This is a genomic window from Vibrio sp. 10N.222.55.B11 (genome assembly GCF_041473705.1).
Lineage (GTDB): Bacteria > Pseudomonadota > Gammaproteobacteria > Enterobacterales > Vibrionaceae > Vibrio > Vibrio crassostreae_C.
Genome location: NZ_JBFRST010000020.1, coordinates 164580 through 179270, shown reverse-complemented (window position 1 = coordinate 179270; position 14691 = coordinate 164580). Strand labels below are relative to the sequence as shown.

The following is a 14691-nucleotide window of genomic DNA, read 5'->3' as shown; positions in this document are numbered from 1 at the left end:
AACAAAAACGCCATCAAGCGTACTGATGGCGTTAGTGACACGTTTTTTCAATATGTCTAGAGCATTCGTAAACTAGATACCCAGTTCATCGAGTAGATCTGCCGCAGAATCATTGCCAGAGCTTTGAGCTGGCTTGTTCGCTTCTTGCATTTTTTTCTGAGTCGCCTCAAGAATGCTATCTGGACATTCGTCTTCTGCGATTTCAAATTCTTCTAATTGAATGAACTCAGTCTTATCCATCGCAAGCTCAAGGTAGAAGATGTTGTTATTAGCGGTAGAGAAGGTCACACGACGAGCTTGTGGACGGTCGAGATTGGTATCAACAGAAAGGTTAACTTGCTTGTTCAGAGCCAGCATTTTCGGTTGGTTTTGTGTGATGTTGGTTTGCAGCTCTTTGCGGATTTTATTGGTGAAATCGCCAACTAATTGGTTCATCAACTCACCCAATACATCACCCACTTCGTCTGAAGTATGAAGCACAGCAAGCTCGTTTTCAGGCATGCCCATATTGCGCATGTAATTGGTGTAGATCTCTAGCGCTGCTTTGGACGTAAAATTAATAACAACGAGACCAGAAAAGCCGCCGTCAAACAGAACGAAGCAACCAAAATCTGGCTTTAGGCTTGTCTTGTTGATCTTTTGAACCATGGCTGAATAGGACACCTGAGAAGCCGTCGCTGAAGTCAGTACGCTTGAGACTGATTGGCATAGTTTAAGAAGGATATCTTCAGTTGTGACTGTTTTGTTTTTTTTCATTGTGATGTGCTCGTGGAGATGTCTTAAACAAAATGTTATTCAGTATATTGTTACTGAATTAAGACGAAAGTGACTATTTCTCCATTCTTGCACTGAGATTCTGATTTGATCACCTTTTTATATGATCTTAATAGTAGTAAAGTGACGAAATTCAAAGAAAATTATTATAAATCTCAGATAACCCAATGCTGATAGGATCAGCGAAGTAGGGGCAGGAAGCAAATGTTACCAAGACTTCAACTCAATGCTGATGTCGATCCAGTTGTCGTACGCTTTTTAGATGAACTAAAAACAGCGGGCTTTACTGGCGACATTGAATCTCAATATTCTAGCCGTTTGGCTGTGGCGACTGATAATAGTGTCTATCAGCAATTGCCGCAGGCGGTCATCCTTCCTAAAACAACGCAAGACGTTGTGCTTATCGGTAAAGTGGTTTCTAAATCCGCTTACGAACGCGTGACTTTTTCCCCTCGTGGCGGCGGTACCGGAACCAACGGACAATCTTTAACAAAAGGTGTCGTGGTTGACCTGTCGCGATACATGAATAAGGTTCTTGAGATTAACGAGAAAGAGGGCTGGGTAAGAGTTCAGTCTGGTGTCGTTAAAGATCAATTGAACGACGCTGTTCGCCCTTATGGTTACTTTTTCTCTCCAGACCTTTCTACCAGTAACCGAGCAACCTTGGGTGGCATGATCAATACCGATGCTTCGGGCCAAGGGTCATTGAAGTACGGCAAAACGTCTGACCATGTATTGTCGCTGCAAGCGGTGTTCGCAGATGGTTCATGTCTAGAATCTGATTTATCACACGGCTTACCTGTAGAGGGTGAATTCGCTCACCATGCACTTACGGTGACAGAGGCGGTTTGTCGAGACAAACGCGCTCAAATCTTAGATAAATTCCCTCCGCTGAATCGCTTCTTAACAGGCTATGACCTAAAGAATGCAATCAACGAACAAGATGACAGCTTTGACCTAACTCGCGTTCTATGTGGCGCTGAAGGTTCTTTAGCATTCATCACGGAAGCAAAGTTAAACCTAACCAAGATTCCAAAAGCGCGCACACTGGTTAACGTGAAATACAACACGTTTGATTCTGCGCTGCGTAATGCGCCGTTCATGGTGGAAGCGAAAGCACTGTCTGTTGAAACGGTAGATTCAAGAGTATTGAACCTAGCGAAGCAAGACATCGTTTGGCACACCGTGAGCGATTTGCTGACTGATGTTCCGAACAAAGAGATGCTTGGCATCAACATGGTTGAGTTTGCAGGCCAAGATGAAGCGGAAATTGAACAGCAAGTTCAAGCGCTGACTGCACGCCTTGAAACCATGGTTGAAAGCGAAGAAGCCGGCGTGATTGGTTTTCAAGTTTGTAGCGATTTGGCGAGCATTGGCCGAATCTACAACATGCGTAAGAAAGCAGTGGGTCTGTTAGGTGCGGCGAAAGGCCGAGCTAAGCCAGTCGCTTTTGCTGAAGATACTTGTGTACCACCAGAAAACCTCGCGGATTTCATCTCTGAATTTAGAGTGTTACTCGATTCAAAAGAGTTGAATTACGGCATGTTTGGTCACGTTGACGCGGGCGTATTACACGTTCGTCCAGCATTGGATCTGTGTGACCCGATGCAAGAAGCATTGATGCATGAAGTCTCTGATGAAGTGGTTAAGCTGGTGGCGAAATACGGCGGTTTAATGTGGGGCGAGCACGGTAAAGGTTTCCGTTCTGAGTATGGCCCAGACTTCTTTGGTGAAGAGCTGTTTACCGAATTAAGACGTATTAAAGCAGCATTCGACCCGCACAACAAGATGAACCCAGGCAAGATCTGTACGCCTTTAGAAAGTGACGCTGAATTGGTGAAAGTCACCGATACCAAGCGTGGTTTCTACGACCGTCAGATCGACGTACAAGTTCGTGACAGCTTCAAGCAAGCAATGGAATGTAACGGTAACGGCTTGTGTTTCAACTACGATACTAGCTCGCCAATGTGTCCTTCAATGAAAGTTACGGCTGACCGACGTCACTCACCCAAAGGCCGCGCAGGCTTGGTAAGAGAGTGGTTGCGTCAACTGACTGAACAAGGCGTTGATATTCTCGACCTTGAGCAAGAAGCGTTGAAAGACAACACACCCGTTAAGACTATGATTGAGCGTGTTCGCAATACGATGAACAAACGCCATGAGTACGATTTCTCGCATGAAGTTCATGAGGCGATGAACGGTTGTTTGGCGTGTAAAGCGTGTGCGAGTCAATGTCCGATCAAAGTCGATGTACCAAGTTTCCGTTCTCGATTCTTGAATATCTACTACTCGCGTTACCAGCGCCCTGCAAAAGATTATCTAGTTGCCAACATTGAAACCATGCTGCCGCTGATGGCGAAAGCGCCAAAAGTAGTCAACGCTGCATTGGGTCAAAAGTGGATCCAAACGGCAACAGCTAAAACGGTCGGTTATGTTGATGCACCATTGATGTCGGTGCCTACGCTCAAAAATCGTCTAGCGAGTAAAGAGCTGCAACTCTTCGATTTACAGTATTTAGAAGGCTTGTCTTCTGAACAGAAGAAACAGCATGTGCTGATCGTTCAAGACCCGTTTACCAGCTTCTATGATGCCGAGGTGATTGAAGACTTCGTCACTCTGGCTCAAAAACTTGGCAAAACTCCGGTACTGCTGCCGTTCAAACCGAATGGTAAAGCGTTGCACATCAAGGGCTTCTTAAATCGTTTTGCACGTGAGGCGAAATCGACTTCGGATTTCTTGTCGATGGTGGCGGATATCGGAATTCCTTTGGTCGGTGTTGATCCTGCTCTTGTGCTTTGTTACCGCGATGAATACGTCGAGATCTTAGGTGACAAGCGCGGCGACTTTGATGTACTTACTGTGCATGAATGGTTAATGCCATCGCTAGGTGAGTTCGAAGCACGCTCAGCAAGTGAAGATATGTGGTACTTGTTTGCTCACTGTACTGAGAAAACCAAAATGCCGAACGCTGAAAAAGAGTGGGGTACTATCTTCAAACACTTTGGGGCGGCGTTAACCAGCGTTCCTGTCGGCTGTTGTGGTATGGCGGGAACTTTCGGCCACGAAGTCGATAAGCTACAAATGTCGAAAGACATATATGGTTTAAGCTGGAAGCCTCAAATGCAGGACTTACCAAAAGATCGTTGTTTGGTGACGGGCTATTCTTGCCGCAGCCAAGTGAAGCGTTTTGAAGGTGAGAAGCTTGCTCACCCATTACAGGCGCTAGCAAAAATTCTCTAATACATTTAGCCCAGCAATTGCTGGGCTTTTTTCTAAACTAACAAAGGAATGTTAATAAGGAAAAGTATGAAATTTCTAGAATTAAAAGTACCACCAGTTGCACTGTTCATTATTGTATTCGTAGCATCATACTTCTGCGCTCAACAGTTGAGCCAAGGGACACTGGCATTACCTTATGGAATGGTTGTTTTAGGTATCGGAGTCGCATTGAGTGGTGTGATTGGAATATCCGGCATATTGGAATTTCGAAAACAGAAAACCACCGTTAACCCGATCAAAGTCGAAACCGCTTCAGCCGTCGTGGACAGTGGGATCTTTGGTTACACGCGAAACCCAATGTACTTAGGGTTGTTCATCCTGCTATTTTGCTTTGGCTACTTCTTCCAGAATATCTTCAGTGTACTACTTAGCTTTGGCTTCGTAATCTACATGAATTACTTCCAAATCAAACCCGAAGAGCGAGCACTAGAACAATTATTCGGCGCAGAATATGTTGATTACAAACAAAAGGTTAGACGCTGGATTTAGTGATGATTTGAGTGCTGACTTAGTAATCGAAATAAAAAAGCCCAGCTTGAGATTATCAAGCTGGGCTTTATTGATCTTGTTCTAGAGCTGATTAAGCAGCGGCTGTGAACTGAGCTAGAAACATCTCTTTGCGTTCGTTGAAGCGGTTTACTAGGTCGTCTACAGAAGCTTGGTCGTATGGCTTAAGGCCACTTGCTACCATACGCTTCACGCCTTTACCTACTACTTCGCCGTCTTCTTTGAAATCGAAGTTCAGGGTCACGATGCCACGTTTGCCTTCAACATCAAAAGTCGCGCCAGAGAATTCAACTTCTGGGTGAGACAGGTCTAGGCGAGTAAATTCAACTTCCATGCTCTCGTAAATCACTAGAGGACGTTGGCAGTTGATCATCATTTGTTGTTCTTCCATAAGAGGAACCATGATGTGTGGGAAGTTCATGCCAGAGAACTTAACGTAGTTTGTTACTACGTGCTCGATGAATGCTTGATCATGGCTCTTCTCACCTTCACAAGACATGTGTAGGTACTCTTTACCATTTGCATCGATAAGTGAGCTCTCTTTTTCACACTTGTTGTCAACGCTTAACGCAATACCGTTACCAACCATACCTGAAAAATCAAAACGCATTTTTTGGCTGATGCCTTCTTTCTGCAGAAGAACTGCAAACAAAAGATCGCCAGGCACGCAGAAGCGCTTGTTGTCTTCATCGTGAATTGGGTTGAAGTCAGCAGCTACTTTTTTAGCAAAGTGGCTAGCTTGTTCACGAGTGAATTGAAATTGATTGTCTTTAGTAGAAAAGTAAGGTGTCAGAAACATAGTATCGCTATTAGTCATCAAATCTGGGGTGGATTATAGCTAACTAACTTCGATCTAATGGTCTATCCAGTTAACTTTGCTTATATATCAGTCAATTAGATAAATACGTTGGATAGTATGTGGCAGTTTTACAGGGGATATGGTGACTGGCTCAATGCAACAAGGGCTAATCGATAGCCCTTGTTTATATGACGTGTTATTTCACGACTCAGAAGCTACACAGTAGGCCTTCTGGCATTAGATGGTTATGCACTGATAATTTGAGCAGTAGATTTGCTTGCTCGATATCAGGTGAGAAGTAACGGTCTTTGTCGTAGAAGCTGACTTTCTCGCGCAGTATCTGTTTTGCTTCTTCTACTCGAGGAGAAGAGAGATTTGGTGCTCTAAAATCCAAGCCTTGTGCTGCTGCTAAGTATTCAACAGCCAAGATGCCACGGGTGTTTTCTGCCATGTCACGCAGTCGACGACCCGCAAAGGTTGCCATAGATACATGATCTTCTTGGTTTGCCGATGTTGGAAGGCTGTCTACTGAAGCTGGGTGTGCCAGTGTTTTATTCTCGCTTGCCAGAGCAGCAGACGTTACTTGAGCAATCATAAAGCCTGAGTTAACGCCGCCGTTATCGACTAAGAAAGGTGGAAGTTTGCTTAGTGCGCTATCAATCAGCAGTGCCATTCTTCGTTCAGAAAGGCTACCAATTTCTGCAATCGCAAGTGCTAGGTTATCCGCTGCCATTGCCACAGGTTCTGCGTGGAAGTTACCACCTGAAATAATGTCGCCGTCTTCAGCAAATACCAGTGGGTTATCCGATACCGAGTTCGCTTCAACGTTTAACGTTTCTGCTGAATTACGAATTTGCTGTAAACAGGCACCCATCACTTGAGGCTGACAGCGCAACGAGTAAGGGTCTTGAACCTTTTCACAGCAAGTGTGTGATTCACCAATCTCACTCTTTTGATCAAGCATATGGCGATAAGCAAGCGCGGCATCCATTTGACCACGATGACCACGAACGCGATGAATTCGAGGGTCAAACGGACGACGACTACCCAGTGCAGCTTCAACAGACATTGCACCACATACGGTTGCAGACGCAAACAAGTCTTCCGCTGCGAACAGACCTTCTAATGCAAAGGCAGTCGATGCTTGTGTGCCGTTTAACAGCGCTAAGCCTTCTTTCGGCGCAAGTGTGATTGGTTCAAGACCTGCGATCTGCATTGCTTCTAAGCCAGTGATGATCTTGCCGTTGTGGCGCGCTTGGCCTTCACCTAGAAGTACCGTACTCATGTGGGCGAGGGGAGCAAGATCTCCAGATGCGCCTACTGATCCTTTTTGTGGAACACACGGGTAAACCTGCGCGTTCACAAGATCGATAAGAGCGTTAATCACTTTGAGGCGGATACCAGAGTAACCGCGAGACAAGCTGTTAATCTTCAATACCATCATCAAGCGTACGGTTTCATCAGACATGAACTTGCCAATGCCCGCAGCGTGAGAAAGTACGATACTTTTCTGTAGAACTTCGAGATCTTCAGGCGCAATCTTGGTGTTTGCTAATAAGCCAAAACCCGTGTTGATGCCATACACAGTGCGGTCTTCAGCAATCACTTGTTCGACAACTTGCATACTCGCTTCGATATCCGGGATTGCTGCAGGATCGAGTGATAAGTTCACAGGGCTACGGCTGATTTTTCGAAGTTCAGATAGGCCAAGAAGTCCTGGCTTAAGTAATAAGTTCAACATGTTCTCTCCAGACATTAAAGGCGACGAAGTTCTTCGTTTAGCATAGGTAAATCAAGCTTCTGCTCTTTGGCACATTGCTTGGCAATATCGTAACCTGCATCAGCATGACGCATAACGCCGGTTGCTGGGTCATTGTGAAGTACGCGAGCAATACGCTGTGATGCATCTTCACTGCCGTCACAACAAATCACCATGCCTGAGTGTTGCGAGAAGCCCATACCAACGCCACCACCGTGGTGCAAAGAAACCCAAGTTGCGCCGCCCGCTGTGTTCAGAAGGGCATTCAATAGAGGCCAATCTGATACGGCATCTGATCCATCCATCATGCCTTCTGTTTCGCGGTTCGGGCTTGCTACTGAGCCTGAATCTAGGTGGTCACGACCGATAACAACTGGTGCTTTTAGTTCGCCACTTTTAACCATTTCATTGAATGCTTGGCCTAAACGTTCACGATCTTTCAAACCAACCCAACAAATACGAGCGGGTAAGCCTTGGAACTGAATGCGTTCACGCGCCATATCTAGCCAGTTGTGTAGATGTGGGTTATCTGGAATCAGTTCTTTTACTTTTTGGTCTGTTTTGTAGATGTCTTCTGGGTCGCCAGATAGTGCCGCCCAACGGAAAGGACCAATACCTTCGCAGAATAAAGGTCGAATATAAGCCGGAACGAAACCTGGGAAATCAAACGCGTTTTCTACGCCTTCTTCCAGTGCCATTTGGCGAATGTTATTACCGTAATCCACGGTCGCTGCGCCGCGGTATTGCAGGTCTAACATCGCTTGTACTTGAATCGCCATAGATTGCTTAGCGGCTTTCACCACTTTTGCTTCATCAATGGAGCGCTCTTGTGCGGCTTTCTCCATCGTCCAACCTTGCGGCAAGTAGCCGTTAAGAGGATCGTGGGCAGAGGTTTGGTCAGTCACCACATCAGGTGTGATATTGCGTTCAACTAACTCTGGGAAGACGTCTGCGGCGTTACCTAATAAGCCAACAGAGATTGGCGTGTCTGACTCTTTAATCATTGCCATCGCTTCATCTAAGCTGGTGGCTTTTTTGTCTACATAGCCAGTACGCAAGCGGTAGTCGATTCGTGATTCATCACACTCCACTGCGATCATTGAGAAGCCAGCCATCGTTGCAGCAAGAGGTTGAGCGCCGCCCATTCCACCAAGACCGCCCGTTAGAACCCACTTGCCGTTTGCTTCACCTTGGAAGTGCTTCTTCGCGATAGCGACAAAGGTTTCGTAAGTACCTTGAACGATGCCTTGTGAACCAATGTAGATCCAGCTGCCCGCGGTCATTTGGCCGTACATCATCAAGCCTTCTTTATCGAGCTCGTTGAAGTGTTCCCAGTTCGCCCAGTGTGGAACAAGGTTCGAGTTAGCGATCAACACGCGAGGTGCGTTTTTATGAGTCGGGAACACGCCTACAGGCTTGCCTGATTGAACAAGCAGCGTTTGGTCGTCTTCTAAACGCTCCAATACTTCAACAATCTTGTCATAACATTTCCAATCACGCGCCGCGCGACCGATACCGCCATACACAACCAGTGCATGTGGATGTTCTGCCACATCAGGGTCTAGGTTGTTCATCAGCATACGCAGTGGTGCTTCTGTTAACCAAGATTTAGCGCGCAAAGTGGTGCCGTGAGGTGCGCGAATTTCGCGAGTCGTGTCGAGACGAGGGTCACTGTTGTGGTGTTCCGTCATTTTGGAATTCCTTCTGTTTCACGTTATATCGTTGTAGTTGTAGTTGTAGTTGTAGTTGTAGTTATCGGTATAGCTGGATTAGTCGCTGGCCATTGCACTGGCAATATCCCAACATAAACGAGCCGCTAATCGAGCCGTTTGGCCATCGACGTCGTAGTCTGGGTTGTATTCCGCTATGTCCGCGATAATGAGTTTTTCACTGTGTTGGAAAATCTGTTCTAGAAAAGGAGCAAGCGCTTCATAGCTCACGCCTCTTGCCGCTGGTGCACTTACGCCCGGCGCAGTAGCTGCGGGGAAAACATCGAGATCAATGGTGAGATAGAGATAATCACACTCAACGATGAATTTTTGTAACTTGATCAGTTGAGCGACTTGATTCACTTGGGTCATGTTGCGGTCGTGTTCATACCACACGCCCAGTTGGTCAGCTTTGTTAAACAGCGCTTTGGTATTGCTGGCGGCACTCACACCAAGACAAGCGTAATGAAACGGCCATTGATGTGCGTGGCAGTAATCACTGATCTGGTTAAAAGGCGTGCCGGAGCTCGGTTTAACATCGGTGATGTCGCTTTCAAATTCACGAAGATCAAAGTGAGCATCAAAATTAACGATGCCGATCTTAGGATTGTGTTCTGATTGAATTCTATTTAGGTGCTCAGCGAGACCTTGGAACGTTGCCCAAGCCACCTCGTGACCACCGCCAAGGGTAATCACTTTGTTGGTTGCTAAGGCATTGGCAATCACAGAAGCACACTGTTTTTGACTGACTTCGAGCTGACCATCATTGCACTCGATATCACCAAGGTCAGCGATGTGTGCGTCACTGTGCCAAGCCATATTAGCTAACGCTTGACGAATCAGGTTGGGTGCTTGTTTCGCGCCCACGCGTCCTTTATTTCTTGCAACACCGGCATCGCTGGCAAAGCCTACCAAGGCGATATCACCGTCAGTCAACTTGTCACTTAACTCACTACTTTGCACTTGCTTGGTAATGTGATGAACGCGAGTACCGAGTGCGCCATCTTCAAGATCATTACGTCCGGTCCACACAAAGTTATGCACGGTTGTTGCGTTCTCTTGGATACCGTTGGATTTAGATTGAGTCATGACACACCTCGCCATTAACAATGCGTTTATGCAGGTGAGGAACACCGACTTGATAGCTTAGATCTGCAGGGTGGTCGATGTTCCAGATAGCCAAATCTGCGGCATAACCGATTTCGACTTTGCCTTTGGTTTGTGACTCACCAATGGCAGCCGCCGCGTTACAAGTTACACCGCGTAGCGCTTCTTCAGGCGTCGTACCAAACAGGGTGCAGCTCATGTTCATCATCAGCGTTAAGTCTGCAAAGGGAGATGTGCCGGGGTTTAGGTCGGTCGCGATCGCCATTGGGATTTTGTGTTCACGAAGTAAAGCAATAGGTGGCTGTTGAGTCTCTTTCAAGAAGTAGAAAGCCCCGGGTAATAAGGTGGCGATTGTGCCTGATTCTGCCAGTGCTTTTACTCCGGTTTCATCAAGGTATTCAACATGGTCGACAGAGAGTGCACCGTATTTAGCTGCGAGCGCACTGCCGCCCATATTTGAAAGTTGTTCAGTGTGACCTTTAATCGCTAGCCCATGTGCTTTGGCAGCTGCAAATACACGTTCGGTTTGTTCTAAGTTGAAGCCGATAGATTCGCAGAACACGTCAACGGCATCGGCGAGCCCTTGCCCCGCAGCTTTAGGAATGATCTCTTGGCAAACCAGATCTATGTAACGATCTGGTTGTTCTTTGTATTCTGGCGGTACTGCGTGTGCTGCAAGGAGAGTGGTAGTGATCTTAATTCGGCGATGATTTTCTAACGCTTTAGCTGCACGTAACATCTTGAGTTCGTCTTCAAGTGTTAAACCATAGCCCGATTTTACTTCGATGCTGGTTACGCCACTTCTTAGCAGGCCATCGAGTCTAGGTAGTGCCATTTCAACCAGTTCAGACTCTTGCGCTGCGCGTGTTGCAGTGACTGTCGCAAGAATCCCGCCGCCTTGTTTGGCGATGTCGGTGTAAGAGATACCATTCAAACGCTGTTCAAATTCGTTGGCGCGATTGCCTGCAAATACGAGGTGAGTGTGGCAATCAATCAGACCTGGGGTAACGAGCTTGTTTTTGCAATCATAGGTGATGTAATCCGCAGAGTTATCAGTGCTCGGTTGTTCTACCTCATAAGCATGAGCCTCATGGTTTGAACAAGAGATAGACACGATCTTACCGTCTTCGATAACGATATCTTGAGGGGAAGAGGGCTGATAACCGTCGGCTCCCGAACTCATGGAGACCACTCGTGCGTTTTTGAGGATCAAATTCATAATCACCTAGATCTTTGCTAAATATTAAATGTATATACAAATAAATAGGCTAAACGCTGACCCGAATCAAGTTGATGTTGCAAAAATGTGATCGGCGATCAGGATGATGTTCTTTAATCTAGAAGTATCTTGGAGCTTAATTTGTACTTAGAGCCAGGATGGTAGAGCAATGCAAAGCTGATGAGGCGTTCTTTGCTCCATGTTCTTCTATTCAAAAGAAGGCAAGGTTCTGATTCAGATAGCTTTAGTGACGTTCTGATTTGAGAATCTGGAATAATGGCTTCAACCGTGTGCTCGATAGCACTTAACGGGCAGCTTTTTGAAAGGTATTCGTTGGGCGTAGAGGTTGAAAAGTCTTGCTCTAGGTATTTTGGAGCGGCTTGAGAGTTCACCCAGCGCGCTTCCAATTGAATCGGTGCGTTGTCCGCAAAGTGTATGATTTCACTATAGAACACTTCTGCGTTAATCATCACACCTAACCGTGTAGCCGTGCTTTCATCAGCCTTGATACTATCGTGCTTGATAACTTGGCTAGTATACGTTTGGCCTCGGTCTTTGATCTCTTGCGCTATGTTGTTGATATCAAGCAACGGAGATTGCGCTTTTTCGTCGGGTTCACAAACAAAAGTCCCCAGTCTTGGTTTCCTGATGAGCTTGCCTTCAGACACAAGATCTCGAATGGCTTTATTGACCGTCATTCGACTCACATTGAACTGCTCGGTAAGTTCGAGTTCTGTGGTGATTTGGTAACCCACCGGCCAATGACCACTGCTGATCTTGTCATCTATGAACTGTTTTATCTGAAGGTAGAGCGGCGCTTTCGACATAATGAAACCTTATTTGACTATACAAATAGAGTAACGGAATTTTTCACGATTTCAACATTTCCTCGGGCAATGTGACCTTATTCAACATAGATGGGGCAAATTGCTTGATTCTGTGAGGCAAGTGTCCCAAATTGTCACGCAATAACTATTCGTAAATCAGATAATTAGAAAGGGAAATAATATGTTTAAGAAATTAAAGGCCTCGTTGGGCATCGGTGCAGCAAAGGTTGATACTGTCTTAGATAATATTGAAGTTTTCCAAGGTGGAGAGTTGTCTGGCAATGTTCACATTGTTGGTGGTGACGTTGAGCAACAAATCGACCTGATCAACTTGGTTCTCAACACAGAAGTAAAAGTAGAAACGGAAGATAGCACCAGCTACGAAACCTTTTCACTGGGTCGTATTCAAGCCGTAGAGCCTTTCGTTATCCAACCGGACGAAACCAAACTGGTTCCATTCCGTCTTAAGTTAAATGATGAAACGCCAGTCACCGCGTTGAACGCACAAATGAACCAATGCCATGTGTGGGTTGAAACCAACCTAGATATAGGCTTCGCGATTGACCCTAAAGACCGTGACTTTATCTCCGTACACCCATTGCCAACAGTGGCTAAAATCATCCGAGGCGTGGAAGCATCAGGTATGGCAATGGTGAAAGCAGACGTAGAGAAGGGCTTCTTAAAAGGCAACAGCTTTGCTTCTCGTTCGGGCTGTTACCAAGAGATTGAGTTTCGCAGCGGCGGCTTCATGAATAATAAAGAGATCGAGCTGTCATTCATCGTTGAAGGTTCAATGGTTCACTGCCTAGCAGAAATCGACCGCTCAATGAGCTTCCGCGGCGACCAATACATCTCATTCAGCTTGCCTGCGAACGCTGCCGATTCAGACATTCGTAACGCTGTATCAAGAATCATGAGTGCGTAGTTCCCTTTCTGTTAGTAGTCGCTTTTTCTATTAATAGAGACAAGACAGTACGATTTCTATAGCCGAACTTATCCGTTCGGCTTTTTTGTATTGTAGATAAAGCCAACGAATTACTGATTGAACTATGGGTTAGGCGTTAGAAGGATCTATATAGAAGAGACATTTCAGTCATATAGTTTTGTGGTGCTGCGGGACTAACATTGTCATTTCATATTATTTCGTTACAATGTTCGGCTACTCACAGATGTGGCATCTGTATTTGCTTCTATGTGGGTATATTTATTATGCATATATACCCAATTAGCGTACTCGTTGATTGAAAGACATATATTAAACATTTTCATGTGTTGCTTGGTGTGTCTCAAGACGTGAATCTCCCTTCTTATTGCAATTCCTCTTTACCATTCATACCCCTTGATAGAACCCTTTCAATACAAACGCTTAACAAAAAGAACGTCATTCAAAATATTTGGTGGATACTAGCTCATATTGCTTAGAATACACTTGCATTCATATGAGATTTGTACCAAATTTGTACCAAATATTTTTGGTACAAATGAATGGCAATCACAGATGCTTGGCTAAGAGCCACACAAGGTAAGCCCTACAAAGGGCAACCCGAAGTCACCCATAGAGATGGCTTAGGCGTGCGTGTGAGCCCTAAAGGTAAAGTGACCTGGGTTTACCGCGTTACGTATCTAGGTAAAGCCATAAAAATGAAACTTGGCGAGTACCCAGCGATGAAGATGCGCGATGCATTGCGGGAGCGTGAAAAGAAAGCTGAGTTAGTCATCTTAGGCATTGACCCAAGAACAGGCATCAACCCTTCAGACAAAGCCCTTCCAAGTACAGTAGACGACTTAATCGACTATTGGGTTGAACACCATGGCAAAGACAACGTAAAGCAGTGGCAAGCACTAGAGAAGATGTTTAGAACAGACATCAGCCCATATTTAGGACAACGCCAAGCCAAACACCTTGAACTGACCGATTACATGCCAGTATTTCAAAAGGCTAAGATTCGCGTGAGTGCCAAGCATTCAGCAAACCTTATGTCACGCTTCAAACAAGTGCTGTCGTATGCTGTTCGTCACGGTTTACTCAAATACAACATGCTTGCAGAAGTAAAGAAAACCGATGTAGGTACAACAACAGACACCAAAAAGAGCAAACAGACAGAAGCTGGCGTTAAAGCACTTTGGAAAGCCATTGACGACATCGGTGTGCATGAGAGCAACAAGAACTTCCTGCGCCTTATGATGATATTTGCCAATCGCAGTAACGAGCTGCGCTTAGCGAAGAAGCAAGATTTCGATTTGGAAGCACTAGTGTGGACAGTACCAGCAGAGAACAACAAGATCAGGAAAAAGCAGGGCGGGGCAATTCGACGCGCGATTCCTCCATTGGCAGAAGAAGTCATTCGAAACCAGTTCGCCATTTATCCTGATCTAGACATCATGTTCCCACCGGTGAGAGTTGAACATGACAGGCCAATGGCCGAGAACGTGCCTGTAGAGTTTGGCCGTAAACTGGCTGATGCGATAGAGGCGGCAGGTTTCCCTAGAACAACCAATCACGATATGCGTCGAACAGCGCGCAACATTTGGGAAGCAAAGGGAGTCCCATATCATGTTGCTGAGACTATGTTAGGGCACAAAGTACACCGTGGTGTACAGAGCCATTACTTAGATTACGACTACTTGGATGAGCAGAGAGAAGCTTACGAGAGTTGGTGTAAGAGTGTTAAGCCAAGGATAGAAGTTAGTGAATAGTTTTAATTATACAC

11 protein-coding genes are annotated in these 14691 nt (G+C 45.7%); 4 read left to right on the top strand and 7 right to left on the bottom strand.

The genetic code is table 11. The features are described from left to right. Nucleotides 1–72: 72 nt before the first annotated feature. Nucleotides 73–756 carry a DUF3334 family protein gene (locus AB4503_RS09215; protein WP_017059770.1) on the bottom strand — a complete coding sequence of 228 codons (684 nt, stop codon included), beginning with the start codon at nt 754–756 and terminating at the stop codon, nt 73–75. A gap of 222 nt (nt 757–978) precedes the next feature. On the opposite strand from AB4503_RS09215, the gene AB4503_RS09210 reads away from it, so the two are divergent. Together AB4503_RS09210 and AB4503_RS09205 are read left to right on the top strand one after the other, a co-directional pair. Beyond that, on the top strand, nt 979–4014 hold the full coding sequence (locus AB4503_RS09210) for an FAD-binding and (Fe-S)-binding domain-containing protein (RefSeq protein WP_372114400.1): 3036 nt from the start codon (nt 979–981) through the stop codon (nt 4012–4014). Between the two features lie 66 nt (nt 4015–4080). Next, on the top strand, nt 4081–4542 hold the full coding sequence (locus AB4503_RS09205; RefSeq protein WP_048607122.1) for an isoprenylcysteine carboxylmethyltransferase family protein: 462 nt from the start codon (nt 4081–4083) through the stop codon (nt 4540–4542). Between the two features lie 91 nt (nt 4543–4633). Here AB4503_RS09205 and AB4503_RS09200 read toward each other — a convergent pair whose 3' ends face one another. The 6 genes from AB4503_RS09200 to hutC all read right to left on the bottom strand — a co-directional run bounded on the left by AB4503_RS09200 (nt 4634) and on the right by hutC (nt 11980). Next, nucleotides 4634–5359, bottom strand: a complete 726-nt coding sequence (locus tag AB4503_RS09200) for a DUF3581 domain-containing protein (RefSeq protein WP_017070238.1) — start codon at nt 5357–5359, stop codon at nt 4634–4636. Between the two features lie 208 nt (nt 5360–5567). Beyond that, complete coding sequence (gene hutH / locus AB4503_RS09195; RefSeq protein WP_017067090.1) at nt 5568–7100, bottom strand: histidine ammonia-lyase; 1533 nt, start codon at nt 7098–7100, stop codon at nt 5568–5570. A gap of 14 nt (nt 7101–7114) precedes the next feature. Beyond that, entirely contained in the window at nt 7115–8809 is a 1695-nt protein-coding gene (gene hutU, locus AB4503_RS09190) for a urocanate hydratase (RefSeq protein WP_372114397.1), read from the bottom strand. A gap of 78 nt (nt 8810–8887) precedes the next feature. Further along, nucleotides 8888–9916 carry a formimidoylglutamase gene (gene hutG / locus AB4503_RS09185; protein ID WP_372114395.1) on the bottom strand — a complete coding sequence of 343 codons (1029 nt, stop codon included), beginning with the start codon at nt 9914–9916 and terminating at the stop codon, nt 8888–8890. Further along, nucleotides 9903–11153: an imidazolonepropionase gene (hutI, locus tag AB4503_RS09180; protein ID WP_372114393.1), complete on the bottom strand. Its 1251-nt coding sequence runs from the start codon at nt 11151–11153 to the stop codon at nt 9903–9905. The genes hutG and hutI overlap by 14 nt, the downstream gene beginning before the upstream one ends. A gap of 113 nt (nt 11154–11266) precedes the next feature. Then, nucleotides 11267–11980, bottom strand: a complete 714-nt coding sequence (hutC, locus tag AB4503_RS09175; protein ID WP_017059778.1) for a histidine utilization repressor — start codon at nt 11978–11980, stop codon at nt 11267–11269. A 181-nt stretch (nt 11981–12161) separates the two neighbouring features. Here hutC and AB4503_RS09170 point away from each other — a divergent pair, with 181 nt between their 5' ends. After that, nucleotides 12162–12905: a sporulation protein gene (locus tag AB4503_RS09170; protein ID WP_017059779.1), complete on the top strand. Its 744-nt coding sequence runs from the start codon at nt 12162–12164 to the stop codon at nt 12903–12905. Nucleotides 12906–13465: 560 nt separating this feature from the next. Then, nucleotides 13466–14677: a tyrosine-type recombinase/integrase gene (locus tag AB4503_RS09165; RefSeq protein ID WP_372114391.1), complete on the top strand. Its 1212-nt coding sequence runs from the start codon at nt 13466–13468 to the stop codon at nt 14675–14677. Nucleotides 14678–14691 lie beyond the last annotated feature (14 nt).